The 25064-nt window shown below is 59.8% G+C and carries 24 protein-coding genes; 9 read left to right on the top strand and 15 right to left on the bottom strand.

What is annotated here, in order from left to right; translation table 11 throughout:
* The first annotated feature begins 48 nt into the window (after positions 1 to 48).
* A complete protein-coding gene (locus BFC21_RS15800; RefSeq protein ID WP_016783350.1) occupies positions 49 to 1182 on the top strand; it encodes a sensor histidine kinase KdpD in 1134 nt (377 codons plus the stop codon).
* 1415 nt (positions 1183 to 2597) lie between these two features.
* On the opposite strand, the gene BFC21_RS15810 is transcribed toward BFC21_RS15800, so the two are convergent.
* Together BFC21_RS15810 and cbpA are read right to left on the bottom strand one after the other, a co-directional pair.
* Complete coding sequence (locus BFC21_RS15810) at positions 2598 to 2903, bottom strand: chaperone modulator CbpM (protein ID WP_088378320.1); 306 nt, start codon at positions 2901 to 2903, stop codon at positions 2598 to 2600.
* Positions 2904 to 2905: 2 nt separating this feature from the next.
* Positions 2906 to 3817, bottom strand: a complete 912-nt coding sequence (gene cbpA, locus BFC21_RS15815; protein ID WP_120266349.1) for a curved DNA-binding protein — start codon at positions 3815 to 3817, stop codon at positions 2906 to 2908.
* A gap of 291 nt (positions 3818 to 4108) precedes the next feature.
* On the opposite strand from cbpA, the gene BFC21_RS15820 reads away from it, so the two are divergent.
* Positions 4109 to 5374 carry an Hsp70 family protein gene (locus tag BFC21_RS15820; RefSeq protein WP_088378322.1) on the top strand — a complete coding sequence of 422 codons (1266 nt, stop codon included), beginning with the start codon at positions 4109 to 4111 and terminating at the stop codon, positions 5372 to 5374.
* A gap of 166 nt (positions 5375 to 5540) precedes the next feature.
* Here BFC21_RS15820 and BFC21_RS15825 read toward each other — a convergent pair whose 3' ends face one another.
* From BFC21_RS15825 to BFC21_RS15835, 3 genes are all read right to left on the bottom strand, one after another.
* Positions 5541 to 6551, bottom strand: coding sequence for an AI-2E family transporter (locus BFC21_RS15825; protein WP_086799013.1), 1011 nt, complete (start codon positions 6549 to 6551; stop codon positions 5541 to 5543).
* Positions 6552 to 6739: 188 nt separating this feature from the next.
* Positions 6740 to 7021 carry a PsiF family protein gene (locus BFC21_RS15830; protein WP_016783345.1) on the bottom strand — a complete coding sequence of 94 codons (282 nt, stop codon included), beginning with the start codon at positions 7019 to 7021 and terminating at the stop codon, positions 6740 to 6742.
* 63 nt (positions 7022 to 7084) lie between these two features.
* Positions 7085 to 7870, bottom strand: a complete 786-nt coding sequence (locus BFC21_RS15835) for a helix-turn-helix transcriptional regulator (protein WP_088378323.1) — start codon at positions 7868 to 7870, stop codon at positions 7085 to 7087.
* Between the two features lie 97 nt (positions 7871 to 7967).
* Here BFC21_RS15835 and BFC21_RS15840 point away from each other — a divergent pair, with 97 nt between their 5' ends.
* Entirely contained in the window at positions 7968 to 8852 is an 885-nt protein-coding gene (locus BFC21_RS15840; RefSeq protein WP_088378324.1) for a DMT family transporter, read from the top strand.
* A 125-nt stretch (positions 8853 to 8977) separates the two neighbouring features.
* Here BFC21_RS15840 and BFC21_RS15850 read toward each other — a convergent pair whose 3' ends face one another.
* Positions 8978 to 11044, bottom strand: a complete 2067-nt coding sequence (locus BFC21_RS15850; RefSeq protein ID WP_088378325.1) for an AsmA family protein — start codon at positions 11042 to 11044, stop codon at positions 8978 to 8980.
* A gap of 253 nt (positions 11045 to 11297) precedes the next feature.
* Between BFC21_RS15850 and BFC21_RS15855 the strand changes: the two genes are divergently transcribed.
* The 6 genes from BFC21_RS15855 to BFC21_RS15880 all read left to right on the top strand — a co-directional run bounded on the left by BFC21_RS15855 (position 11298) and on the right by BFC21_RS15880 (position 15631).
* On the top strand, positions 11298 to 11570 hold the full coding sequence (locus tag BFC21_RS15855; protein WP_088378326.1) for a hypothetical protein: 273 nt from the start codon (positions 11298 to 11300) through the stop codon (positions 11568 to 11570).
* A gap of 179 nt (positions 11571 to 11749) precedes the next feature.
* On the top strand, positions 11750 to 12382 hold the full coding sequence (locus tag BFC21_RS15860; RefSeq protein ID WP_088378327.1) for a TetR family transcriptional regulator: 633 nt from the start codon (positions 11750 to 11752) through the stop codon (positions 12380 to 12382).
* 161 nt (positions 12383 to 12543) lie between these two features.
* Positions 12544 to 13044: an urease accessory protein UreE gene (gene ureE / locus BFC21_RS15865; RefSeq protein ID WP_088378328.1), complete on the top strand. Its 501-nt coding sequence runs from the start codon at positions 12544 to 12546 to the stop codon at positions 13042 to 13044.
* Positions 13041 to 13715, top strand: coding sequence for an urease accessory protein UreF (locus tag BFC21_RS15870; protein ID WP_088378329.1), 675 nt, complete (start codon positions 13041 to 13043; stop codon positions 13713 to 13715). Before ureE ends, BFC21_RS15870 begins: the two co-directional genes overlap by 4 nt.
* Before the next feature lie 9 nt (positions 13716 to 13724).
* Positions 13725 to 14333 (top strand): urease accessory protein UreG, encoded by a 609-nt coding sequence (gene ureG, locus BFC21_RS15875; protein ID WP_016783337.1) that lies wholly within the window; start codon positions 13725 to 13727, stop codon positions 14331 to 14333.
* Between the two features lie 164 nt (positions 14334 to 14497).
* A complete protein-coding gene (locus BFC21_RS15880) occupies positions 14498 to 15631 on the top strand; it encodes an AGE family epimerase/isomerase (RefSeq protein ID WP_120266350.1) in 1134 nt (377 codons plus the stop codon).
* 127 nt (positions 15632 to 15758) lie between these two features.
* On the opposite strand, the gene BFC21_RS15885 is transcribed toward BFC21_RS15880, so the two are convergent.
* The 9 genes from BFC21_RS15885 to BFC21_RS15925 all read right to left on the bottom strand — a co-directional run bounded on the left by BFC21_RS15885 (position 15759) and on the right by BFC21_RS15925 (position 25059).
* Entirely contained in the window at positions 15759 to 16664 is a 906-nt protein-coding gene (locus BFC21_RS15885; RefSeq protein ID WP_088378331.1) for a cation diffusion facilitator family transporter, read from the bottom strand.
* 69 nt (positions 16665 to 16733) lie between these two features.
* The gene (locus BFC21_RS15890; protein ID WP_088378332.1) at positions 16734 to 17501 is read right to left on the bottom strand and encodes an SDR family oxidoreductase; all 768 of its coding nucleotides are present in this window, start codon (positions 17499 to 17501) and stop codon (positions 16734 to 16736) included.
* Positions 17502 to 18311: 810 nt separating this feature from the next.
* A complete protein-coding gene (locus tag BFC21_RS15900) occupies positions 18312 to 19028 on the bottom strand; it encodes an ABC transporter ATP-binding protein (RefSeq protein WP_095004269.1) in 717 nt (238 codons plus the stop codon).
* On the bottom strand, positions 19025 to 19912 hold the full coding sequence (locus BFC21_RS15905) for an ABC transporter ATP-binding protein (RefSeq protein WP_088378333.1): 888 nt from the start codon (positions 19910 to 19912) through the stop codon (positions 19025 to 19027). The genes BFC21_RS15900 and BFC21_RS15905 overlap by 4 nt, the downstream gene beginning before the upstream one ends.
* A complete protein-coding gene (gene livM / locus BFC21_RS15910; RefSeq protein WP_016783331.1) occupies positions 19909 to 21192 on the bottom strand; it encodes a high-affinity branched-chain amino acid ABC transporter permease LivM in 1284 nt (427 codons plus the stop codon). The genes BFC21_RS15905 and livM overlap by 4 nt, the downstream gene beginning before the upstream one ends.
* Positions 21193 to 21194: 2 nt before the next feature.
* Entirely contained in the window at positions 21195 to 22109 is a 915-nt protein-coding gene (locus BFC21_RS15915) for a branched-chain amino acid ABC transporter permease (protein WP_016783330.1), read from the bottom strand.
* 9 nt (positions 22110 to 22118) lie between these two features.
* A complete protein-coding gene (locus tag BFC21_RS27315) occupies positions 22119 to 22274 on the bottom strand; it encodes a hypothetical protein (protein WP_156883333.1) in 156 nt (51 codons plus the stop codon).
* Between the two features lies 1 nt (position 22275).
* Positions 22276 to 23412 (bottom strand): branched-chain amino acid ABC transporter substrate-binding protein, encoded by a 1137-nt coding sequence (locus BFC21_RS15920; RefSeq protein WP_088378334.1) that lies wholly within the window; start codon positions 23410 to 23412, stop codon positions 22276 to 22278.
* 363 nt (positions 23413 to 23775) lie between these two features.
* Positions 23776 to 25059 (bottom strand): FAD-binding oxidoreductase, encoded by a 1284-nt coding sequence (locus BFC21_RS15925; RefSeq protein ID WP_088378335.1) that lies wholly within the window; start codon positions 25057 to 25059, stop codon positions 23776 to 23778.
* Between the last annotated feature and the right edge of the window lie 5 nt (positions 25060 to 25064).

Consider the following 25064-nt stretch of genomic DNA (forward strand, 5'->3'; position numbering starts at 1 on the left):
TGCGTCACTTTTCATTACAACCGCTCTTGCAGCAAGGTATGTGGGGTCATGGGCCTATCTGAATTCATCGTGCTCAATGTTGACCGTATCGTCGATGAATGGGAGCAGTTTGCCGAGACCATCACCCCGGCAGCCGAGACCATGAACAGCGTGGCGCTGCGCGACCATGCCAGGGAAATCCTGCTGGCTGCCTCGCGGGACATGAACACCGCCCAAACCGCCAGCGAGCAGCAGGCCAAGGCCGAGGGCGAAGGCCCCGAAACCAGCCCGGCCCTGGACGAAGCCGCCGCCAGCCACGGTGAGTTGCGGCACACGGTGGGCTTTGACCTGGTGCAGATGACTTCGGAATTCCGCCATTTGCGCGCCTGCGTGATCCGCTTGTGGGTTGCCAGCATCGACGCACCCGCCCTCTCGCATATGCAGGACATGATCCGCTTCAACGAAGCCATCGACCAGGCACTGGCCGAATCCACGGCGGCCTATGCCGAACAGGTCAACCGCTCGCGGGACATCTTCCTTGCCATCCTGGGTCATGACCTGCGCGCACCGTTGCAGGCGGTGAGCATGTCCAGCGAAATGCTTGAACGCAAAACCCGCCTCGATCCTGTGGCGCAGCCTTATCTGCTGGCGATCAAGAATGGCGCTCGGCACATGGGCGCGATGGTCAATGATTTGCTGGAGTTCGTGCGCAGCCGCCTGGGCACCAGCCTGCCGATCGAGCCGCGGGCGATGGACCTGGGCCAGGCCTGCCAGGCGGCGCTGGACGAAGCCTGCGCCGGGCAACCGGATTGCGCCCCGACGCTGCAGGTCGAGGGTGATGTGCAAGGGCACTGGGACCCGCGGCGGTTGGGGCAACTGCTGCAAAACCTGATCGGCAACGCCCTGCAGCACGGGGCGCGCCGGGGCAAGGTGACCTTGCACCTGAGCGGGGACAGCGAAGCGGTGACCTTGCGCGTGCACAACGTCGGCATGCCCATCGCCGAGGATGCCATCGGCACCCTGTTCGACCCGCTGGTGCGCAGCCCGAGCGAAGACCTGAGCCAGCCGGGTACGTCGACCAGCCTGGGCTTGGGGCTGTTTATCATCAAGGAAGTGGTGGACGCGCACGGGGGCCGTATCGACGTGACCTCGACCGAAGCCGAGGGCACGACGTTTACGGTGGTGTTGCCCAAAAACGCCTGAGGCATGTGCAAAAGCCATCCATGTGGGAACGGGCCTGCTCGCGATAGCATCACTTCAACCTGCCTGACTCACCGCAGCGTCTGCATCGCAGGCAAGCCAGCTCCCACAGGTTTTACGATGCCCATCCATGTGGGAGCGGGCTTGCTCGCGATAGCATCACCCCCACCTGGCTGACTCACCGCAGCGTCTGCATCGCAGGCAAGCCAGCTCCCACAGGTTTTGCGATGCCCATCCATGTGGGAGCGGGCTTGCTCGCGATAGCATCACCCCCACCTGCCTGACTCACCGCAGCGCCTGCATCGCAGGCAAGCCAGCTCCCACAGGCTTTACGATGCCCATCCATGTGGGAGCGGGCTTGCTCGCGATAGCATCACCCCCACCTGCCTGACTCACCGCAGCGCCTGCATCGCAGGCAAGCCAGCTCCCACAGGCTTTACGATGCCCATCCATGTGGGAGCGGGCTTGCTCGCGATAGCATCACTTCAACCTGCCTGACTCACCGCAGCGCCTGCATCGCAGGCAAGCCAGCTCCCACAGGTTTTACGATGCCCATCCATGTGGGAGCGGGCTTGCTCGCGATAGCATCACCCCAACCTGCCTGACTCACCGCAGCATCTGCATCGCAGGCAAGCCAGCTCCCACAGGTTTTGCGATGCCCATCCATGTGGGAGCGGGCTTGCTCGCGATAGCATCACCCCAACCTGCCTGACTCACCGCAGCGCCTGCATCGCAGGCAAGCCAGCTCCCACAGGTTTTACGATGCCCATCCATGTGGGAGCGGGCTTGCTCGCGATAGCATCACCCCAACCTGCCTGACTCACCGCAGCGCCTGCATCGCAGGCAAGCCAGCTCCCACAGGTTTTACGATGCCCATCCATGTGGGAGCGGGCTTGCTCGCGATAGCATCACTTCAACCTGCCTGACTCACCGCAGCGTCTGCATCGCAGGCAAGCCAGCTCCCACAGGTTTTACGATGCCCATCCATGTGGGAGCGGGCTTGCTCGCGATAGCATCACCCCCACCTGGCTGACTCACCGCAGCGTCTGCATCGCAGGCAAGCCAGCTCCCACAGGTTTTGCGATGCCCATCCATGTGGGAGCGGGCTTGCTCGCGATAGCATCACCCCCACCTGCCTGACTCACCGCAGCGCCTGCATCGCAGGCAAGCCAGCTCCCACAGGTTTTACGATGCCCATCCATGTGGGAGCGGGCTTGCTCGCGATAGCATCACCCCCACCTGGCTGACTCACCGCAGCGTCTGCATCGCAGGCAAGCCAGCTCCCACAGGTTTTGCGATGCCCATCCATGTGGGAGCGGGCTTGCTCGCGATAGCATCACCCCAACCTGCCTGACTCACCGCAGCGTCTGCATCGCAGGCAAGCCAGCTCCCACAGCGCCTGTGGCAGCAGGCTTCATCTATTGCGCCACAAACCGCCCCAACTGCTGCTTCAATCGCTGATTTTCAGCACGCAATTGCTGAACCTCATCAATCAGGTCCAGCGCCAGCGCCACACCTTCCCACTCCATCTGCAGATCATCGCGCAGCTTGGCCGCACGCCTGGCGATAACCAGTTCGTAGTCTTCAAAGCGCCACACGTCAGGCGTGCGGCCCTGAGGTTCGATAATTCCGTGTTCGACAATCTCTATCACGTAAGTGGCCGGGATATTGGCCTCTTCGCAGAACCTTTCCATGTCCAGCTGAACGATCAGGGTGCTGCTCATGATCAGTTACTCCATTGGGCTCTCGGATCAAATGCTGCTTTGTCGGCAAGCTCTTGCCACAGGGCTTTGCTGGCCTCGTCGCTATGGGTCGGCATGACCACTTTCAGCTGCGCATACAAATCACCACGCTGGCCTTTCTTGTCGACCAGGCCGTGGCCCTTGATACGCATGCGCTGACCGCTCTGGCTGTCAGGGCGAATGGTCATCATCACCTTGCTGGTCAGGGTCGGGATCGCCACCTTGGTACCCAACGCAGCTTCCCACGGTGCCAGCGGCACGGTGATGACCAGGTCGTGACCTTCCACGTCAAACTTCGGATGCGGCGCAAAGCGGATGATCAGGTACAGATCACCATTGGCCCCGCCACCCACGCCCGGACCACCCTGGCCCTTGAGGCGGATACGTTCGCCGTCGGTCACACCGGCCGGGATCTTCACGTTCAGGGTCTTGCTGACGCCACCAATCTGGAAGCTGATCGGCTTCGACTCGCCCGACAGGGTTTCTTCAAGAAAAATCGGCAATTCCATTTCTACATCCTGCCCGCGACGGCCCGCACTGCGGCCTGATTGCCCACCAAAGCCACCACCGCGCGAACCGAAGATCGAGCTGAAGAAGTCCGAGAAATCGCCCGAGTCCTCGAAGCCACCACTGGAATGACCCTGCCACCCCGGCGGGCCCTGGAACGGCTGGCCATGCTGGCCATATTTACGAATTTCATCGTATTCGGCGCGTTTATCGGCACTTTTCAGTGCTTCATACGCTTCGTTGACGTCCTTGAACTTAGCCTCGGCGTCCTTTTCCTTGCTCACATCCGGGTGATATTTGCGCGCCAGCTTGCGATAGGCGGTCTTGATCGCCTTGTCGTCAGCCGTGGGCTCGACATCCAGGATCTTGTAATAGTCTTTGAAGTCCATGTAAGGATCACCATCCGTTATCAATATGGCGCTGCTGCGACCACCCAGAATGCTCCGGTTGGCCAGCCTGTCGTTTGACCGATCTCAAGAACAGCGCTGCAAAAGTTTATCGGCAGCCTACGGGCTTCACACAATCGCCTGCCAACTACCAAGCCAATGACTGGAAGTTTGGGGATCAAGGATAGTCTTTCAAGTGGATTAAAACCTGCGATTTAACGATTAGTCGTGCTTCGATTCTGTGGCGGTCTGGCATACACTGCGCGGCCGTTTTTTAACCGGAACACGAAAGACATGAAAAGCGCCACTCCAGCACGTGCCTGCGGTATCGACTTCGGCACGTCCAACTCCACCGTCGGCTGGCTGCGTCCAGGCGTGGAAACCCTCATTGCGCTGGAGGACGACAAGATCACCCTGCCCTCGGTGGTGTTCTTCAATATGGAAGAACGCCGCCCGGTGTACGGCCGTCTGGCGCTGCATGAGTACCTGGAAGGCTACGAAGGCCGCCTGATGCGCTCGCTCAAGAGCCTGCTGGGCTCCAAGCTGATCAAGCACGACACCAGCGTTCTGGGCACGGCGATGCCGTTCAAGGACCTGCTGGGGCTGTTTATCGCCCAGCTGAAAAAGCGCGCCGAAGCGACCGCCGGTCGTGAATTCGAAGAAGTGGTACTGGGCCGCCCGGTGTTTTTCGTCGACGACGACCCCCTGGCCGACCAGGAAGCCGAAAACACCCTGACGGACGTGGCCCGCGCCATCGGCTTCAAGGAAGTGTCCTTTCAGTACGAACCGATCGCGGCGGCCTTCGACTACGAGTCCACCATTGAGCGCGAAGAACTGGTGCTGATTGTCGATATCGGCGGTGGTACTTCCGACTTCTCGCTGGTACGCCTGTCGCCCGAGCGCCGTGGCCTGGACAACCGCCAGGACGACATCCTCGCCACCGGCGGTGTACACGTGGGCGGTACCGACTTCGACAAACAGCTGAGCCTGCAAGGCGTAATGCCATTGTTCGGCTACGGCAGCCGCATGAAAAGCGGTGCCTACATGCCCACCAGCCATCACATGAACCTGGCGACCTGGCACACCATCAACTCGGTGTACTCGCAAAAATCCCAGCTGTCGCTGGGCAGCATGCGCTACGACATCGAAGACACCGGCGGTATCGACCGTCTGTTCAAGTTGATCGAACAGCGCGCAGGGCATTGGCTGGCGATGGAAATCGAGCAGACCAAGATCGAACTGACCCACAACGACAGCCGCCATGTGCCGCTGGACCGGGTCGAAGCGGGCCTGAGCGTAAACCTGAGCCGGGCAATGTTTGAAGAGTCCATCGACAACCAGCTGGAACGCATCCGCAACAGTGTGACGCAATTGCTGGGCAATGCCGGCGTGGGTGTCGAGCAGGTGGACACGGTGTTCTTCACCGGTGGTTCGAGCGGGATTCCGGCCTTGCGCCAGAGCGTCGCGGCCATGCTGCCCAATGCCCAGCATGTTGAAGGCAACATTTTCGGCAGCATCGGCAGCGGTTTGGCGATTGAGGCTAAAAAGCGTTACGGCTAAGCCCGGGCTCTGTAGCAGCTGCCGCAGGAACGAGGCTGCGTCCGGCGGCGTAGCCGTCGTAAACCCTGAGAACCAGGTTGAACTGGCACACTGCAGCGCCTGTTTTTGCGACGACTTCGTCGCCGGACGCAGCCTCGTTCCTGCGGCAGCTGCTACAGGATTTGCGTTAAACCAACCCCACCTGCTTCAGTTCACTCTTCAAATACGCATAGTAGATCGGCCCCGCCACCACGCCCGGCAGGCCGAAGGCTGCCTCGAAGACCAGCATCGCCAGCAGCAACTCCCACGACTTGGCACTGATTTGCCCGCCGACGATCTTGGCATTGAGAAAGTATTCCAGCTTGTGGATAACAATCAGGTAACCCAGCGCCCCTATCGCCACCCAGATCGACAACGACAAACCGACGATGGTGATCAGGGTGTTGGAAATCAGGTTGCCGATCACGGGCAGCAAGCCCAACAGGAAGGTCAGCACGATCAGGGTCTTGGTCAGCGGCAGATGCACCCCCAGCAGCGGCAGGACCACCGCCAGGAACACTGCGGTAAACGCGGTGTTGAGCAGGGCGATCTTGATTTGCGCAAACACGATATTGCGAAAAGCCTGCACCAGCAGGTGCAGACGCTCGAACAGCGCTGCCGACAGCGGCTTGCGCCGGCTGATATCGGGGATGCGCTGCAAAGCAATGATCGCGCCCAGCACCATGCCGATCAGCAGGGTGACGAACATGTGCGCGGCGTCTTTGCCCACCAGTTGCAGATCGCTGAGGTGCTTGTTCATCCATTCGCCGATGGCAATCCGAAACTCGGCGGCACTGGCCGGCAAGTAGCTGTCCAGAAACGGCGGTAACTGCCCCCGCGCCCGGTCGACGACCACCATGAACTTGTTCAGGGATGCGCCGGGGTTTTCGGCTTCATGCAGCAAAAAGCTGATGGCACCGGCAAAGATCAATGCCAGCACGCTGACGATTACGGTGCCCAGCAGCGCCACCGCCAGCCAGCGCGCACGGCGCCCGGCGATCAGGCGTTGCAACTGCGGGGTCAGCATATTGACCAGCTCGAACACCAACAACCCGGCCAGCAGGCTGGGCAACAAACGCAACGGAAAAACCAATAGCAGGCCGCCAGCCATGATGATGTAACTGGCCAGGACGATGTGACGCTGAGAAAACGATGGCATACAGCCTCAAAACTGACAGCGTAGAAGGACAGGCAGTCTGCCAGCCTTCAGCTATCAGCACTAGAATTTGTGACTGGCGGACGGGCATACACCCTGTGGGAGCGGGCTTGCTCGCGATCCAGGCGCTGCGATCTGTCAGGTAAACCGCAGTGAGGCCATCGCGAGCAAGCCCGCTCCCACAGTGCCGATCATTTTTTCTTCAGGCAATCACTCATAAAGGCTTTGCGTGCATCGCCCTTGAGGGCCTGGGTGCCTGCAGTGGCATTGCAGGTTTTCATCTTGTCTTGCTGCGTAGCCGGTTTAGCCTTGAGGCAGGTGCTCATAAAAGCTTTGCGCTCATCGCCCTTGAGGGTCTTGGCACTGGCGTCAGCGTTACAGGTGGTCATTTTGTTTTGTTGGGCAGTGGCCGCAAAACCCTGGGAACACAGGAGCAGGCCGATCATCAGCAGAGGAACACGCAGCATCTTCATGGAGTTTTCTCCTTGTTGGCGCGCCATATGCAGCGCGATTCACTGAAGTGTAGACAAACTTTGTTACAACACCCGTGCCTGACGCCGGTACTGTTCCGGGGTGCAACCTGCCTGACGCGCAAACATCGCAATAAACGCCGAAGAGGTGCTGTACCCCAGGTCGAAGCCCACGTCCTGCACGCTGCGCCCCGACTCCAGCGCCTCGATCGCGGCCAGAAACCGCAGGCGCTGGCGCCACTCGCCAAAGCTCATGCCCAGCTCCCGTACAAACAGCCGCGCCAGCGTGCGCTCACTGACATGCACCTGTTGCGCCCACTGGCCCAGCGGGCGGTTATCACCCGGCGCCTGCTGCAGCGCTTCCAGCACCAGCAACAGGCCCGGATGGCTGGCATACGGCAAGAAGCACTGATGCACCGGCGCCTGGCGCAACTGATCGACCAGCACCTGGGCCAGCCTGATATCGGCATCGCTGCGTGGGATATTGATATCGCGGCGGGCAAAGTCGCTGAGAATGGCCTTCAAAATATCGCTGATGGCCAAGGTGACCGGAGTGCTCGGCAAATGCTGGCAGTGCACGGCATCCAGATACACCGAACGGTAAACAATCGCCTGGGCGTTGTAGGCACTGTGCTCAGTGTTGGGCGGCACCCAGACGGCGTATTGCGGTGGCGACATAAAACGCCGGCCATCGACTTCAAAACGCATCACCCCGTGGGCCACATAGTCCAGCGAGCCCCAGGCATGGGCGTGGGGCACGGCATGGCTGTGGGCTTCGATCTCGGCATAGCGAAAGTAAACCGGTGCCGGCAGGCCGTCGAACTCGGGGACGTTGATCAGATTCTTGCGCATGCTGTCTGGATTCGGGGTGAGGTTGGCTGGATCGCAGTATAGGCTTGCAGACAGACAGGCGGATAATCGCCGCTCATTAATCCTGTGGTTGTCACTGATGCAATACGCTTACCCGCTACTGGCCATTTTTATCTGGGCCGGCAATACCGTTATCAACAAACTGGCGGTGGGAGCGATCTTCCCGTCCGAGATCGGCTTTTATCGCTGGCTGCTGGCAGGCCTGCTGTTTACTCCGTTTATGCTCAAACCGGTGATGGCCAACTGGTCAGTTATCCGCCCCAACCTGGGCAAGATTTTCATCCTGGGCGTGCTGGGCATGGCGGTGTACCAGAGCCTGGCCTACTACGCTGCAGCGCGTACATCGGCGACCAATATGGGCATTATCCTGTCATTGATGCCACTGATGGTGCTGAGCATGTCGATCATCAGCCTGGGCCAGCGCCTGACGGCCGGGGCCCTGGTGGGCGCCATCGTGTCATTTGTCGGGGTGCTGGTGGTGGTCTCCAGCGGTAGCCTGGCGGCCTTGCTCGATCACGGCCTGAACCTGGGCGACGCGATGATGCTGGTCGCGACCCTGGCCTATGCGATTTACAGCACCTTGCTGAAAAAATGGCAGCTGCGCCTGCCGCCGCTGCAGATGCTGTATCTGCAAGTGCTGGTGGCGATTGTGGTGTTGTTTCCGCTGTACCTGGCCTCACCGAAGGTCGGGCCAACGGTGCATAACATCGGGCTGGTGCTTTACGCCTGCGTGCTGGCGTCGATGATCGCACCGCTGGCCTGGATGAAAGCTGTGGCCACGCTAGGCCCGAGCCGTACCACGCTGTTTTTCAACCTGCTGCCGCTGATTACTGCGCTGATTGCGGCTGTGGTGCTCAAGGAGCAGTTACATACCTATCACCTGATTGGCGGGGCGCTGACCCTGGGCGGGGTGATTCTGTCGGAGCGCTGGACTACGCCGTTGCGCAAAACCTGCACGACATAACCCCGTGGGAGCGGGCTTGCTCGCGATGGCGTCAGCGCGGTGCGCCTGTCACACCGCAGCGCCTGCATCGCAGGCAAGCCAGCTCCCACAAAAGCAGCTGCCATCTACAAGGTAAGGGGCTGTTCTTACTTCACCGTCTTCGGCACCTTGCCCTGCTGCATTTGTTGCAGCAGCGGTGCGCACTGGTTGGGTTCGCCACCGCTCGGCGCAACCAACGCCAGCAGCCCCGCCGCCGGCCCTGCAATCACACCCAACGCCACCATGCCGGCACCGCGCAACAGCAACGGCACGGCCTGCACACCCGCTGACGGGTTGGCAAAGGTACCGCGCACATACAGCGGCGAACGCAGCGAAAACAGGCGCAGCCCTTTGGATTCCGGGGTGATTTTCAAGTCCAGCTGCTCGGTGGCCAGGTTGACCGTACCGTCGATGTAGATAATCGCGTTCTCGGTATCGAACACAAACAAACGGGTACTGGCCAGCCCGTTCTTGATCCCCAGATCTGCCGCCGCACAGTTGATCTTGACGTCTTCGTCGCCAAAGATTTTGCCTACAACGTAGTTGCCTACGTTAAGACCGGCAATTTCCATCAAGCTGCGGCTGATAGCGCCGTCATTGATGATCATCTTCACATCACCGTTGGAGGTGCCCAGCAACTTGGCCACCGAGTTGCCAGTGCCGGCAAGCGTGGCATCGCCATTGAGTTCGCCGAAGCTGGTTTTCATCGGTTCAAAGGTCGGGAACAGTTGCTTGAGCTTGAAGTTGCGCGCGGTCAGCTTCGCGCTGCCTTTCAAGGGCGCGGCACGGCCGTTCAGGCGGATTTGCGCATCCAGCTTGCCGCCCGCCACGCCAAAGCGCAGCGGCTCCAGGCTCAGTTCGCCATCATTGAGCACCACATGGGTGTAGAGGTCGGTAAAGGGCAGTTCGGCGCTTTGCACGATGCGTTTGCCGGTGAGTTCGACGTCGGCGTCCATGTCGCGCCAGCGTTCGGTGCGAAATTCCTCGACCGGCAGCACCTTGCCTGCGGGCTGTTTGCTCTCGCCGCCGCGGGCCTTTTGCTTGGCGTTGGAGTCGGCACCGATCAACGGTCCCAGGTCAGCCATCAGCAACTGGTTGGACACCAGCTTGCCGCTCAGCTTGGGCCGTGGCTGGCTGGCCACGTATTTGAGATCGCCGTGGATATCACTGCTGCCGATCTTGCCGTTGAAGTTTTCATAGCTGAAGGTCGCGCCACTGGCTTCACGCAGTTTGGCGGTCAGATGGCCGTCGGTGGAGTACGGCGGCGAATCCGGCAGGGTCACGCCGGTCAACGGATACAGGTTGCTCAGGCTGGTGCCGGCCAGTTTCAGGCGCAGGTCCAGCGCGCCCAGATTGAGGGGATCGGTCAAGGTGCCTGCCAGTTCCACATGGCTGTCGGCAACGCTGACCTGCGCTTGCAACGGGAAAGGCTGGGTAGCGTCCTGCAATGCCAACAGGCCGCCAATTTTGCCGCTGCCGTTGAGCTTCTGGCCGTGGTACTGGCCTTTGACCTTGAGGGCGAAGGCATAGTCCTGTGGCGTGCTGCCCTTCTCCTGAGCCTTTTTCGCATCTGTTTCGCCGACGATCTCGCTGAACGGGATGGGCTTGCCCAGCGAATCGATCAGCACGTCCAGTTGGGTTTTCAGGGTCTGGTCATTGAGGGTCACATGGCCCTTGTCGAAACCGATGGCACCGATGTCCACCGTCCAGGCCGAAGGCTCGGCGTTCGGGTCCTTGGGGTCGAAGGTAAAGGTCCAGTTCGCCCGGCCATCGGCCAGGCGCTCAAGGCTGGCGCTGGGCTCGGTCAGGTTGATACGCGGGATATCCACGGTTTGGCTCAGCAAGGCCAGCGGCGACAGGCGCAGCTCGACCTTTTTCAAGCTGGCCATTTGCGGGTTTTTCGCCCATTCGGGGTTACCCAGGGTCAGGTCCTGGGCGATCACATGGGGCCACGGCACCCAGGCGCGCCAGCCGCCCTCGTCCTCTTCACGCTGCCAGCGCACAGCCAGGTCGCCATTAATTGCAAACGGCCGATGGAGGATCTCGGAGACCTTGCTGTTGATGGTCGGCTTGATGCGGTTCCAGTCGAAGGTAGCGAGGATCACCACCAGCACGGCCACCAGCAGAACGAAAATACCGCCTGCCCAGGCAAGGGTCTTACGGGTGCGCGTCATGTCACGGCTCCTTGAATTCGACTGAACGTCCCAGTTACGACGCCATAAATGTACGACTGGCAAAGACGCCGGAAGGTTTAACCCCGGTACGGCTTTCGTATAAAAAATCTCAAGAACCTCAGCCTAGAGCCTCCCGCACTGAACAATCAATTCTGTCGATTATCACCATTGGCCGTATGAACTTTGATATCCGGCAGCCAAGCGTAGCATTGCCATCACCCCCTACTGAGTTGCATTGCTACGGAGCACAACCATGAAACGCCCAGTACTTTTCGGTCTTTCCCTTTCACTGATGGCCTTCAACGCCTTCGCCATGCCGGCCGATGAAGAGCCGACCCCAATGGTGCAACCGGCATCGAGCACCCTGAGCCAACCCCTCGACCCGGTTGCCGAAGACGGCGCCCAACGCACCCTGGACCAACAAAACCGCTATGCCGAAGATGGCTACGATCGCACCCCAAGCAGCCAGTTTGTCGCTGAAGGTGGCGCTGATCGCCTGGCCGAGCGCAACCAGCATGCGAACTAAGCCATTCGTTTGTGTGGGAGCGGGCTTGCTCGCGAAAGCATCCCCGCCGATAACCCGCTAGACCGCGTCGCCTGCATCGCGAGCAAGCCCGCTCCCACATTTGTGCAGTACACCGTTCGACGTCATCAAAGCCGATTTGCTAGAGTGCGCCGCTGTACTTGACTGGAATACCAGCCCCGATGCTGCCTCGCGCCGAACAGAAGCAACAAACCCGCCTTGCGCTGATGGATGCTGCCCGCCACTTGATGGAATCGGGTCGCGGCTTTGGCAGCCTGAGCCTGCGCGAAGTCGCAAAGACCGCTGGCATCGTGCCCACCGGGTTTTATCGCCACTTCAGCGACATGGACCAACTGGGCCTGGCCCTGGTCAGTGAAGTCGGCCAGACCTTTCGCGAAACCATTCGCCTGGTACGTCACAACGAGCTGTTTATGGGCGGTGTAATCAACGCTTCGGTGCGGATCTTTCTCGATGTGGTCGAGGCCAACCGCTCGCAGTTTCTGTTTCTGGCCCGCGAGCAATACGGCGGCTCGCAGCCGGTGCGCCAGGCCATTGGCGCGCTGCGCGAAGACATCACCTCGGATCTGGCGGCCGACCTGGGCTCCAAACCCAAGTTGCAGCACCTGAACCACGCCGGCCTGACCGTGATCGCCGACCTGGTGGTCAAAAGCGTGTTTGCCGCCCTGCCCGACGTGATCGACCCGCCTGCAGAATCCCTGCCCGACCATCTGCAGCCCCAGGCCAAGATCAGCCAGCAACTGCGCTTTATCTTTATCGGGCTCAAGCACTGGAAAGGCCTGGGCAGCACCGAATAAGCGCTGGCGCACTTGATTGGTGCACCACGGCAAGCGCTGCGCACTTATTTAGAACATCTTCATCTTTCTGCACCCTTTTTGGGCCTACATTTGCGGCCCCGGCCCGGGTTGGCAAGCCCCTTGCTCTGGCTGGGGTAACGTCAATTGCAGGAAGCCTTCCGATGTTGGTGATTCATCGCAGAGTCCAGCCCCACCCCGTGTGGAGCGCCGAGTTACACCTGAACTTCGAAGCACGGAGCAAAAGCCGCCTGCGCTGTTTCAGCAGCAGCGGCGAAGATGTCGGCCTGTTCCTTGACCGCGGCCAGTCGCCGCTGGTCGATGGCGAGTTTCTGCAGGCCCAGGACGGACGCATCGTGCGCGTCTGCGCCAGCCCCGAACAATTGCTGCACGTCACCTGCAGCAATGCCTTTGAATTGACCCGCGCCGCCTATCACCTGGGCAACCGCCACGTTGCCCTGCAAGTGGGCGATGGCTGGCTGCGCCTGCTTGATGACTACGTGCTCAAGGCCATGCTGGAGCAACTGGGCGCCTGCACCGAAGCCATTGAAGCGCCTTTTCAGCCCGAGCACGGCGCCTATGGCGGCGGTCACCATCACTCCCGTGCCGGCGAAGAAGATTTCAACTACGCCCCGAAGCTGCATCAATTTGGTGTGCGCCTGTGAATCCGGCCTGGGCGCTGTTGCGCCTGGCCAGCCCGCAGCTGCCCATTGGCGGCTACAGCTACTCACAAGGCCTGGAGATGGCTGTCGACAATGGCCGTGTGGTTGACCCGGCCACGGCGGCGCGCTGGATTCGCGATCAATTGCTGCTCAACCTGGCGCGATTTGAAGCGCCCCTGTTGCTCGCCCACTGCCAGGCGGCGGCGGATCAGGACTGGGCCGCCTTGCAGCGCTTGTGCGATGAGCATCGTGCCAGCCGTGAAACCCGCGAGCTGCATCAGGAAAGCCGGCAAATGGGCTATTCCTTGCAGCAGTTGCTCACCGGCTTGCCGGAACTGGACGAGCCCGCCCGACTGTTTCTCGCCCAACAAAGTGAGCCACATCTGGCGCTGGGCTGGGCATTGGCTGCCCGCGCATGGGCCATCGACCCACAGGACGCACTGGCCGCCTGGCTGTGGAGCTGGCTGGAAAACCAATTGGCAGTGCTGATGAAAACCCTGCCGTTGGGCCAGCAAGCGGCCCAGCGCATGACCAGCGAGTTGTCGCCCGCGTTGCAGCAGGCCCAGCAACACGCCAGCACTCTCGACTTATCCCACTTGGGCAGCGCCGCTTTCGGCCTGTCTTTGGCGAGCATGGCCCACGAGCGCCAGTACAGCCGCCTGTTTCGTTCCTAGGAGAAAGCAATGAACACACAGCCTCTGCGTGTCGGCATCGGTGGCCCGGTGGGCTCCGGCAAAACGGCGCTGACCCTGGCCTTGTGCCTGGCCCTGCGGGAAAAGTACAACCTGGCCGTCGTCACCAACGATATCTACACCCGTGAAGATGCCGATTTTCTGGTGCGTAACGAGGCGCTGGCACCCGAGCGGATCATCGGCGTGGAAACCGGCGGCTGCCCGCACACGGCGATTCGCGAAGATGCCTCGATCAATCTGGAGGCCGTGGATCAACTGAACCGGCGTTTTCCGGGGCTTGACCTGATTCTGGTGGAATCGGGTGGGGATAACTTGTCGGCTACCTTTAGCCCGGAACTGTCCGACCTGACGATCTATGTGATCGACGTCTCCGCCGGGGACAAGCTACCGCGCAAGGGCGGACCGGGGATTTGCAAATCCGACTTGCTGGTGATCAACAAAATCGACCTGGCGCCACTGGTGGGTGCATCGCTGGAACTGATGGACAGTGACACCAAGCGCATGCGCGGCGACAAGCCATTTGTGTTCAGCAACCAGAAGACCGGGCATGGCCTGGACACCATCGTGGCGTTTATCGAGCGTCAGGGCTTATTGATTTGACCTGTGGGAGCGGGCTTGCTCGCGAGGGTGGCGACTCGGTTTGTCAGGCAAAACCCGTCGCCCCTTTCGCGAGCAAGCCCGCTCCCACATTCAGAGTTGAGATCATCCCGGGATTGACGGTGTATCATGTGGCGCAAACGCCCCAGCCGTGACGACGCCCACCGATGCCTGATGTAGCCCGCTCCGACTTCCCGCTTGAACTGACCGCCACCTTTGCGGCAGTACAGCAGCATTTTCGCCAGGTCATTGTGCCGCTCTGGCTAGGCCCCGGCTGGAATGCCGAACTGGCGCTGCCCTATGAGGCCTTGAGCCCCGCGCATCAGCCGCTGCCACCCCAGCGCTACCGGGCAATGGCCTGCGCGCGTCAGCTTTACCTGTTTGCCAGCCTGATCGACGACCCGGCCTTCCCCGCCGCCGCCGAGCGCGCCGCTGCGCTGTTCCGCTCGCTGCACCAGCACTTTCATGACGCCGAACACGGTGGCTGGTTCTACAGCATCGGCCCCGACGGTGCGCCGCTGGATCAACGCAAAGACCTCTACACCCACGCCTTCATTATCTTCGCCTGCGCCCATTACTGGGCCAAGGTGCGCGAGCCGCAGGTGGCCTCGGCGCTCAATGACGCGCTGGAGGTGGTGGCTGAACGTTTCAGCGATGGCAACGGTTTGTATGAAGCCAGCCTGGAGCGGGACTGGTCGTTCCTGGGCAGCGGCCCGCTGCAGAACCCGTTGATGCACCTTGCCGAGGCCTTTTTGGCCACCCTGTCGGTGCGTGACGATGCACCGGTGCAGGCGGCCTTGCTGGCATTGGCCGAGGGCATGCAACAGCGTTTTATCGAGCCTGTGCATAACGTCATGCTGGAAAAGCCGCGCGGGGCTGTGGATAACTGGTTTGAGCCGGGCCATCAGTTCGAGTGGTTCTTTTTGCTGGCGTCTTCGCCATTGCTGCGCCAGACCCCGTTGCACGGGTCGCTGGAGCGGGCGTTCGGGTTTGCCGAGCAGGTGGGCGTAGACCCGCAGAGCGGCGCGGTGTGCGGCATGCTGGCCCCGGACGGCAGCCTGCGTGATGGCACTCAGCGCATCTGGGCACAGGCCGAGTACCTGCGCGCCCTGACCTTGCGCCCTGACAGCCAGCCGCGGCTGCTGCGCCAATTACTGGCGCTGCAGCAGCGTTTTTTGCATGCGGATGGGTGGTATGAATGCCGTGATGGCGCGGGCAAGGTCAGCCGCGAAGATATGCCGTCGACTACGCCTTATCATTTGGCGACGTGCTATAGCGGGTTGGCGCAGTATTTCGGCTGACACCAGCCCCTGTGGCAGCGGGCTTGTTGTGGCAGAGGGCTTGCTCGCGATGGTATCAGCGCGGTTCACCTGTAGAACCGCGGCGCCTGAATCGCGAGCAAGCCCGCTCCCACAATTCAAGGCTGGCTCAGGAGATCCACTTGCGATCACCGGTGAAGCTGATGGTCAGCCAGCGCGCGCTGTCTGCTGCGCCCAATAACCCCGAGATTTCTTCACGCAAGGCATCCAGGGTCTTCACGCTGGTCAGTGGATAACCCGCCGGCAACACAATGTGAATCTCGATAAAACGCGCCCGCCCGTGCTTTTGCACATAGGTTTTGTACCCTTCAAAACCATGCCGCGCCGACATGGCTTCCAGCACATCCCGCACCTTGTCATCCAGCGCGTCCGGGACAATCCCGAGCACATCACGCAGGGCCGGCTTGAGGATCTTGAACGCCGGGGGCAGCATGCTCAGCGCCAGCAAAATCAGGATCGCCGGGTCCACATACGCCGCCCACTGTGCATAACCCTGATGTTTCAACACCAGGGCCGTGACGAAACTTATCAACAGCCCCACCGACAGCATCGCGTCAACCAGCCAGCTGACGTTGTCGAATTGGATCAGGGTTGACTTGAGCTTGCGATTTTTGCGTTTTACCCAGAAGTAGTAGGCAAATTCGACAACGGTAAACACCGCTGCGTAGACGATCACCAGCCCCAGCTCGATATCGCGCCCGCCATTGATAATGCCGAACACACCATTGAGAAAGGCATAGATCGCAATCAACAACAGGAAGCTGCCTTCAATCAGCAACACCATCGGCTCAAGGTGCCAGAAACCGAACTGGAAGCGCTGGTTGCTTTCCTTGGCGATCAACTGCGCCGTGATCAGCATCAGGACTTTGATAAAAGTGGCGATCAAAGAGAAAAACCCATCGAACATGATGGATTCGGAACCCGAAATAAAACCCGTCACGATGCCGGCAATGGCCACCGCGAACATTAGAACAGTCGATTGTTTGAGCAGTTGCTGCTCACCACGGTTACTCACAAAAACTCCTTTTCAGCCCCATTGAAGCGACCCCCTCAGGAGGTCGCAGGTGGGCTGCCAGGCGCAAGTTTACTCTTTGGCGTGGCGTTCGATGGCAAAACCGCTCCAGGACTGGGTGACGGGCATCAGCTCAAGACGGTTGATATTGACGTGGGCCGGGGTGTTGAGCACCCAGAAAATGGTCTCGGCGATGTCTTGCGGCTGGATCGGTTCTGCTCCCTGATAGGTCGCGTCGTAACGCGCCTTGTCGCCGCCGAAGCGCACCATTGAGAACTCGCTCTCACACAGCCCTGGCTCAACGTTGCTGACGCGCACCCCGGTGCCCTGCAAGTCGCAGCGCAGGTTCAGGGAGAACTGTTTTACAAACGCCTTGGTACCGCCATACACATGGCTGCCCGGGTACGGATAGCTACCCGCGATGGAACCCAGGTTGACGATCCCTGCACCTCGGCCATAGGCAATCAGCCGTGGCAGCAACAGGCGGGTGGTGTAGAGCAGGCCCTTGATATTGGTGTCGACCATGGTTTCCCAGTCGTCCAGGTCGCACTTGGGCGCGGGATCAGTGCCCAGGGCCAGGCCGGCGTTGTTGATAAGCCCGCGCAACTTGCTGAACGAGGGCGGTAGACCGGCAATCGCCGCCTCCATCGCGGCACGGTCACGCACGTCCACCACCAGGCCGTGTACTTCGGTCTGCTTGGACAACTCTTCGCACAGGGCTTTCAAACGCTCTTCGCGTCGGCCCGTCAGCACCAGCTTCCAGCCTGCCTGTGCAAACTTGCGCGCACACGCCTCACCAAATCCGGAAGTCGCGCCCGTAATAAACAGGGTGGAAGTCATCATGTTCTCCTTGGCTGGCGGGCATCGGCCGCCGTTGAATTGGACGTTGAGCAGAATGCCCGGGCTGAAGTTCAGCGGCAACCTGCGGTATTTCAAAAACCCACCTGTACAAAAAACAACCAAACACCTGCAGGCCATGCAGTATAAGGGCTGGAGCCATATGCGCTCACCTTATCCACAGGCCCGTCCACAGTCTTTGGGGGCAACTCTAAAAAGCGTAAAGCCCCGGCCCACAAGGGATAGAGCACCTCTGAAAGACTTTTTTACTTGACCCGGGTACATCCCCCATGCAGACGCCCCAAAAAGGTGCAACTTTGGGAAACCCGTCAGATAGCCAGAGGCCAGTAATTACGCCGCCTGGGGCATTCTTTCCAGAGTTTAACCACAGACTTATCCACAGGTTGGTCATTGTTTCCAGGCGCGCTTTACAGGCGCACAAACCTGTTGACAAATCAGCGCGACAGCTCGGCAAAAGCCACTGGTCGAAAAATAACCACATGGCTGGACACCGCGTAAATAAAGGGCTACAGCCAACTACTCCCACGTTACCCACAGCCACCTCCACAGCAAACGGGGACAAGTCAAAATGATGACAAAACAGGGAATTACAGCGGCTTTATGTCGCGCTTTGGCAGAGTTGGAATATTGTTTTCCACAATTTGGGGCGGGGGTTGTGCGGGAAGGGAATTGTCCGACAAAAGACATGTGGGAGCGGGCTTGCTCGCGATGGCATCGACGCGGAACTTCAGAAAAACCGCAGCGATACCATCGCGGGCAAGCCCGCTCCCACAGAGAAGTGCGAAATGCCTGTTAATGCCCGCCCAAATAAGCGTTACGCACCTCCTCGTTACTCAGCAGTTCCTTGCCGGTGCCGGTCAGGCGAATTTCACCGTTGACCATCACGTAGGCCCGATCTGACAAGCGCAGGGCATGGTTGGCGTTCTGCTCCACCAGAAAGATGGTCATACCCGTGCCAGCCAGTTCGCGCAGGGTGGCAAAAATCTGCTTCACCACAATCGGCGCCAGCCCCAGGCTGGGCTCATCCAGCAACAGCAGCTTGGGCCGGCTCATCAGCGCACGGGCAATGGCGAGCATTTGCTGCTCACCGCCCGACATGGTCATGGCCCGCTGATTGCGCCGCTCCTTGAGCCTTGGAAACAACTCGAACATGCGCTGCATGTCTTCATCGGCATGCTTGTCGCCAATGGGGATGGTGCCCATCAGCAGGTTTTCTTCCACCGACATGTCCGGAAACACGCGGCGGCCTTCAGGCGACTGGGCTATGCCGTTGGAGGCGATGTAGTGGGAGGACTTGTGGGTAATGTCCACGCCCTGGTAAATGATTTGCCCGCCACTGGCACGGGGCTGGCCAAAAATTGACATCAGCAACGTAGATTTGCCCGCACCGTTGGAGCCAATCAGGCTCACGGTTTCACCCTCTTCGATATGCATCGAGACTTTTTTCAGGGCCTGGATCGGCCCGTAGTGAACATCCAGTTCCTTGAGTTCGAGGATCGTGCCCGTCATATCAGCTCCTCTTCGTCGGCGCCAAGGTAGGCCGCGATCACTTTGGGGTCGTTGCGGATGGCCTCTGGCCCGCCTTCGGCGATCACGTTGCCGTGGTCGAGCACCACGATGTGATCGGAAATACTCATGACCATGCCCATGTCATGCTCGATCAGCACCACAGTCAGGTCGTGCTCGTCACGCAGCAGGCGGATCATCCCGCTCAACGCTTCGGTTTCCTGCGGGTTGAGGCCCGCCGCCGGTTCGTCGAGGCAGATGATTTGCGGGCGCGTACACATGGCCCGGGCAATCTCCAGGCGCCGCTGCTGGCCGTAGGACAATTCACCGGCCAGGCGGTTGGCGCAGTCCACCAGATCGACCACCTCCAGCCAGTAGAAGGCATGGTCCAGCGCATCGCTTTCGGCCTTGCGATAGCCCTTGGTATTGAGGATGCCGGCGAGCATGTTGCGGTTGACCCACATGTGCTGGGCCACCAGCAGGTTTTCCAGTACCGACATCTCCTTGAACAGGCGGATGTTCTGGAACGTGCGCGCCAGCCCCGAGCGGTTGACCAGGTGGGTACCGCCGAACATCTTGTAATACAGCCGGCTGGCGAACGCCTTGGGCGATACGAAATCGGTCAGCTTGAACGGCTCGCCCAACAGCTTGATCACGTTGGTGCGCGTGCCCCGGGCATTGAGTTCGATCCTGCCGCCACTGGCCTTGTAGAAGCCGGTCAGGCAGTTGAACACGGTGGTTTTACCGGCGCCGTTGGGGCCGATCAAGGCAAAGATTGAGTTGCGCTTGACCTTGAGGCTGACATCGCTCAGGGCCTTGATCCCGCCAAAGTGCATCATCAGCTTGTCGACCGAGAGCACCACGTCGTCTTTTGACAAATCGTTCATGGCGCAACCCCCTTGCGTGGTGTAACCCCGACACGGCTAATACGGATCAGGCCTCGCGGTCGCCAGATCATCATCAACACCATCAACACACCAAACAACAGCACCCGGTACTCGGCAAAGCTGCGCAGCAGTTCCGGGGCCACGGTCAGCACGAACGCGGCAATCACCACGCCCACTGTCGAGCCCATACCGCCGAGCACCACAATGGCAAGGATCAAGGCCGACTCGAAGAAGGTAAACGAAGACGGGTTGACGAACCCCTGGTAGCTGGCAAAGAACACCCCGGCCAGCCCCGCCGTAGACGCACCGATGGTGAACGCCGAGAGCTTGACCAGTACATGGTTAAGGCCCATTGAGCGGCAGGCAATTTCGTCTTCGCGCAGCGCTTCCCAGGCCCGACCGATGGGCATGCGGGTCAGGCGGTGCTTGATGTACAGCACCAGCAGCACCACCAAAAACAGCACGATATAGATAAACAGAAACTTGATATTGGGGTTGTAGTCCAGCCCGAAAAACTGGTGGAACGGCACTCCGCCCTCTTTGGCAACGCGGCCAAATTCCAGGCCGAAAAAGGTCGGCGATGGCACCGGCATGCCGTTGGGCCCGCCAGTGAATGACAGCCAGTTGTTGAGGATCAGGCGGATGATTTCACCAAAGCCCAGGGTCACGATGGCCAGGTAATCCCCATGCATTCGCAATACCGGAAACCCGAGAATGCACCCCGCCATCGCCGCCGCAATGGCCGCCAGCGGCAGCACCGACCAGAAGCCCAGCCCCAGGTACTGATAACCCAGCGCCAGGCCATAAGCACCAATGGCGTAGAAGGCCACGTACCCCAGATCAAGCAAGCCCGCCAACCCGACCACGATGTTCAGGCCAAGGCCGAGCAGCACGTAGATCAGGCCTAGGATGACCACGGTCAGGATGTACTTGTTGGCAAAAAACGGGAACACAATGGCAATCACGATCAGCAGTGGCACAATCCAGCGCAGCCGCGATTTGTAATCGGGTGGCAGCACGTGCACACCAGAACCGCTGGACTCAAAGCTCTGAAGGATCCTCAAGCCTTTGGACGTTTGCAGAAACAGGCTCAAGACAAACCGCCCCACCATCACAATCGCCACCAGCCAGCCAACACGCGCTGGCTGCAGGTTAAAGCTATAGCCGTCGAGCACAACTCCCACGATCGGCCCGAACACAATCAATGAAATCAACCCGGCCAGGATCGAATCGACCACGCTTTTTTTGATATCAATCGGTTTATTAATGGCTGCAGACATACTTACACCTTCGCCACGAGAGGACGACCCAGCAGGCCTTGGGGACGGAAAATCAGAATCAGCACCAGCAGTGAGAAACTGAACACGTCCTTGTAATCCGAGTTAACCAACCCGGCAAAAAGTGACTCGGAAATACCCAGGATGATCCCGCCGAGCATGGCGCCAGGCAATGATCCAATCCCGCCGAGCACGGCAGCGGTGAACGCCTTGATGCCGATAATGAAGCCGGCATAAAAGTCGAACGTGCCGTAATTCATGGTGATCAGCACACCGGCCAGCGCGGCCATGGCAGCACCTATCACAAACACGTAGGAAATCACCCGGTCGGTGTTAATCCCCAGGATCGAGGCCATCTTGCGGTCTTGCTGGGTGGCGCGGCACATACGGCCCAGCTTGGTGTACTTGATGATGTAGGTCAGCAGGCCCATCCCCACAAAGGCCGCGATCAGAATGAAGACTTTGGTGTAGGTGAGTTGCACAAAACCGGTGCCAAAATCCACGCGCCAGGAACCACTCAGCAGGGTTGGAACCCCTTGTTGGCGTGAGCCCTGGGCAATTTGCACGTAGTTTTGCAGGATCAGGGAAATACCGATGGCGCTGATCAGCGGCGCCAGCCGTGTGGAGTTTCGCAAAGGTTTGTAAGCCACGCGCTCGATGACCCAGCCATACACGCCAGTCACCACAACGGTGAAAATCAAGGTACCCAACATCAGTAGCGGGAAGGATTCAATACCGAAGTATGCCAACAGAGCCAGACTGATCGCCGCGAGGTAAGCAGAGATCATGTACACCTCGCCGTGGGCGAAGTTGATCATGCCGATGATGCCGTAGACCATTGTGTAGCCGATGGCGATCAGGCCGTACACAGACCCAAGGGTCAGGCCGTTCAGCAGTTGCTGTAGGAAAATACCATCCATAACGCAATCTCACGCACTGGAGCCTTTGCGCAGACGCAAGCCATCCACGCCGTCAGAGGACAGCTTGGATGGCAGGGTGTGTGCGGCTCCTGGAAAAGAAGACAGGTGATGCAGATACATTCCCACCTGATGCCCGCCGAAGCTGACATCAGGTGAGTGATTCATCTCACTTCTGTTTTTCCAGCTGGTGATATTTGCCGTCTTTGTCCCACTGATAAACCACGTAGTCAGAGACTTTCAGGTCGCCTTTACCGTCCCAGTTTTTTTCACCCATCACGGTTTTAACCGGGTTGGCCTTGAGCCACTTGGCGGCATCTTCGCCTTTGTTGGATTTGGCGCCATTGAAAGCGTCAGCCAGGGCCTGGATCGAAGCGTAGGCATACAGGGTGTAGCCTTCAGGCTCGGTGCCCGCTTTGCGGAACTCTTCAACTACCGCCTTGCTGTCCGGTAGCAGGCGCGGGTCGGCGCCAAAGGTCATGTACACGCCATCGACATACTGCGGGCCACCGGCAGTGGCCACCAGTTCGTCGGTTACGATGCCATCGTCCGACATGAATTTCACATCCTTGAGACCCGCTTCACGCAGTTGGCGGACCAGAGGACCGGCCTCTGGGTGCAGACCGCCGAAGTACACGACATCGGCACCGGCGCCGCGGATTTTTGTAACCAGCGCGCTGAAGTCTTTTTCACCCCGGGTCAGGCCTTCTTCCAGGATGGGTTTCACGCCGCGCTTGGTCAGTTGTGCACTGGTGGCATCGGCCAGACCTTTACCGTAGGTGTCCTTATCGTTGATGACCGCTACTTTCTTGCCCTTGAGCACGTCGACAATGTAGTCGCCTGCAACGATGCCTTGCTGGTCATCTCGTCCGCACATACGGAACACCGCATCCAGCCCGCGCTCAGTGACCTGCGGGTTGGTCGAGCCCGGCGTAATCATGATCACACCCGCATCGGCATACACCTCGGAGGCAGGAATCGTATTCGAGGAGCAGAAGTGACCGACCACACCGATTACTTTGTCCTGATCGACCAAGCGGTTGGCCACGGCTACGGCCTGCTTGGGTTCGCAGGCATCGTCGCCAGCAACCAGCTTGATCTTCTCGCCGTTGATCCCGCCCGCCTTGTTGATTGCATCCGCAGCCGCCTGCGCCCCCTTCATGTACTGCTCGCCAAAAGCCGCGTTGGCGCCAGTCATCGGGCCTGCTACACCGATTTTCAGATCAGCCTGAACAAACGAAGAGACGCCCAACGCAGCTGCTACGGCGAGGGCCAGAAAACCTTTCTTGTAGAACGTCTGCGACATGAGGTGGTGCTCCTGAGGTTTTATTAGATGGCACTTCGACTTCACCTAAAGCGCTGAGCAAGCCGCGTGCCATTGGCTTTTTATTCTTAAAAAAGTCGTTCTATTGTTGTTTTATCGACTGTTTCGAGCCCATTTTCATTGGGCGTGCAACCGTCTAAACCGAGGAAGGTAAAACCGTTTATTTATTGCTGGCGCCACCGGCTGCAACAAGCGTTGCAACCAGGTTGCCCTGCACCGTGCAACCGCCCTGTAACCGATTGCGTCACCGAACTGCACACTCCCGGTGCGTGACTGCTACAGGCCGCACCACTAAAGGCTAGCCGCTGCGTGGCCAAACGCAGCGCCGCTCGAGAAAAACCCGCCTCAGATCACAATTCTTAAACATTGGCCGGCGTGATACAGCGAAAAGCCGGCTTCGTATAAACAACTGCGCAACCCTGTGCCAGACAGCGGCCGCATCGGTGCAAAGGGAATGGGCAGGGCTTTGGCATCGCCACTGCACAGATAATCGGCAAAGGCCTTGCCCACTACACTGCCCGTGGTCACGCCGCGCCCGTTATAGCCGGTGACTGCCACCAAACCGGGCGCTGGTTCGAATAAACGCATCAGGTGGTCGGGGGTAAACGCGATGCAACCGGTCCAGGTGCATTCCCACTCCACGCCCTTGAGGTACGGGAAATAGTGTTGCTGCACGCGGTCGGCCCAGACCTTGAGAAACCACGCAGGCTTTTGATTGCCATTACCCAGGCTGCCCAGCAATAAACGGCCGTCGGCATCGCGACGGATACTGCTCAATACCTGGCGGGTATCCCACGAGCCCTGGCCACCGGGCAGGATTCGCGCAGCGCTGGCATCGGTCAGCGGTTTGGACGCGACCTGGTAGTAGTAGCCGGGGAAAAAGTTACGTCGCAAGTCAGTCCATTCGCCTTCGGTGTAGGCATTGGACGCCAGCACCACCTGCTCGGCACTGACCGCGCCGTGGGCGGTTTGTACTGACCAGCGTGGGCCCTGGTGCTCAAGCCCGGTCACCAGGGAATGGTCAAACAATTGCCCGCCCAGATCACTGGCCGCCCTGGCCAGCCCCGAGGTATAGGCCATCGGGTTGAGGGTGCCGGCGCGACGATCGAGCAAGGCCGCGGCGATTTTTGTAGTGCCGGTGGCGGCTTCGCAAGCAGCGCCGGTGAGCAGCTCCACAGGTGCTCCACGCCGCTTCCATTGGGCTTCACGGCTGCGCAGATCGGCTTCGCCACGGGCGTTGTGAGCCATGTGCAGGGTGCCTTCGCGACGCAACTGGCAGTCGATACGGTACTTGTCAATCAGGCTGAATACCAGCGCCGGGGCGGCGCCGAGCATGCGATTGAGCTGGCTGCCGACTGCCTGGCCAAAACCGGCTTCAATGTCGTCGGGCGGTATCCACATCCCGGCATTGACCAATCCTACGTTGCGCCCGGAACCGCCATGCCCGGTGCGGTGGGCTTCGAGCACGCAGACGCTTTTGCCCTGTTCGAGCAAATGAATCGCGGCGGACAAACCGGTGATCCCGGCACCGATCACACACACGTCAACGCTCAATTCGCCTTTGAAGGTTGGCGCTTGAGGCCGTTGGGGGGTGAGTGTTTCCCACAGACATTGTTCTTGTAGAGGCATTGCCA

This window comes from Pseudomonas sp. TMW 2.1634, assembly GCF_001703595.1.
Taxonomy (GTDB): Bacteria; Pseudomonadota; Gammaproteobacteria; order Pseudomonadales; family Pseudomonadaceae; genus Aquipseudomonas; species Aquipseudomonas fragi.

Excerpts from the sequence above, each read along its gene's own strand:
- BFC21_RS15800 (WP_016783350.1), top strand. The coding sequence starts at position 49 with ATGGGCCTATCTGAATTCATCGTGCTCAATGTTGACCGTATCGTCGAT.
- BFC21_RS15810 (WP_088378320.1), bottom strand. The coding sequence starts at position 2,903 with ATGAGCAGCACCCTGATCGTTCAGCTGGACATGGAAAGGTTCTGCGAA.
- cbpA (WP_120266349.1), bottom strand. The coding sequence starts at position 3,817 with ATGGACTTCAAAGACTATTACAAGATCCTGGATGTCGAGCCCACGGCT.
- BFC21_RS15820 (WP_088378322.1), top strand. The coding sequence starts at position 4,109 with ATGAAAAGCGCCACTCCAGCACGTGCCTGCGGTATCGACTTCGGCACG.
- BFC21_RS15825 (WP_086799013.1), bottom strand. The coding sequence starts at position 6,551 with ATGCCATCGTTTTCTCAGCGTCACATCGTCCTGGCCAGTTACATCATC.
- BFC21_RS15830 (WP_016783345.1), bottom strand. The coding sequence starts at position 7,021 with ATGAAGATGCTGCGTGTTCCTCTGCTGATGATCGGCCTGCTCCTGTGT.
- BFC21_RS15835 (WP_088378323.1), bottom strand. The coding sequence starts at position 7,870 with ATGCGCAAGAATCTGATCAACGTCCCCGAGTTCGACGGCCTGCCGGCA.
- BFC21_RS15840 (WP_088378324.1), top strand. The coding sequence starts at position 7,968 with ATGCAATACGCTTACCCGCTACTGGCCATTTTTATCTGGGCCGGCAAT.
- BFC21_RS15850 (WP_088378325.1), bottom strand. The coding sequence starts at position 11,044 with ATGACGCGCACCCGTAAGACCCTTGCCTGGGCAGGCGGTATTTTCGTT.
- BFC21_RS15855 (WP_088378326.1), top strand. The coding sequence starts at position 11,298 with ATGAAACGCCCAGTACTTTTCGGTCTTTCCCTTTCACTGATGGCCTTC.
- BFC21_RS15860 (WP_088378327.1), top strand. The coding sequence starts at position 11,750 with ATGCTGCCTCGCGCCGAACAGAAGCAACAAACCCGCCTTGCGCTGATG.
- ureE (WP_088378328.1), top strand. The coding sequence starts at position 12,544 with ATGTTGGTGATTCATCGCAGAGTCCAGCCCCACCCCGTGTGGAGCGCC.
- ureG (WP_016783337.1), top strand. The coding sequence starts at position 13,725 with ATGAACACACAGCCTCTGCGTGTCGGCATCGGTGGCCCGGTGGGCTCC.
- BFC21_RS15880 (WP_120266350.1), top strand. The coding sequence starts at position 14,498 with ATGCCTGATGTAGCCCGCTCCGACTTCCCGCTTGAACTGACCGCCACC.
- BFC21_RS15890 (WP_088378332.1), bottom strand. The coding sequence starts at position 17,501 with ATGACTTCCACCCTGTTTATTACGGGCGCGACTTCCGGATTTGGTGAG.
- BFC21_RS15900 (WP_095004269.1), bottom strand. The coding sequence starts at position 19,028 with ATGACGGGCACGATCCTCGAACTCAAGGAACTGGATGTTCACTACGGG.
- BFC21_RS15905 (WP_088378333.1), bottom strand. The coding sequence starts at position 19,912 with ATGAACGATTTGTCAAAAGACGACGTGGTGCTCTCGGTCGACAAGCTG.
- livM (WP_016783331.1), bottom strand. The coding sequence starts at position 21,192 with ATGTCTGCAGCCATTAATAAACCGATTGATATCAAAAAAAGCGTGGTC.
- BFC21_RS15915 (WP_016783330.1), bottom strand. The coding sequence starts at position 22,109 with ATGGATGGTATTTTCCTACAGCAACTGCTGAACGGCCTGACCCTTGGG.
- BFC21_RS27315 (WP_156883333.1), bottom strand. The coding sequence starts at position 22,274 with ATGAATCACTCACCTGATGTCAGCTTCGGCGGGCATCAGGTGGGAATG.
- BFC21_RS15920 (WP_088378334.1), bottom strand. The coding sequence starts at position 23,412 with ATGTCGCAGACGTTCTACAAGAAAGGTTTTCTGGCCCTCGCCGTAGCA.
- BFC21_RS15925 (WP_088378335.1), bottom strand. The coding sequence starts at position 25,059 with ATGCCTCTACAAGAACAATGTCTGTGGGAAACACTCACCCCCCAACGG.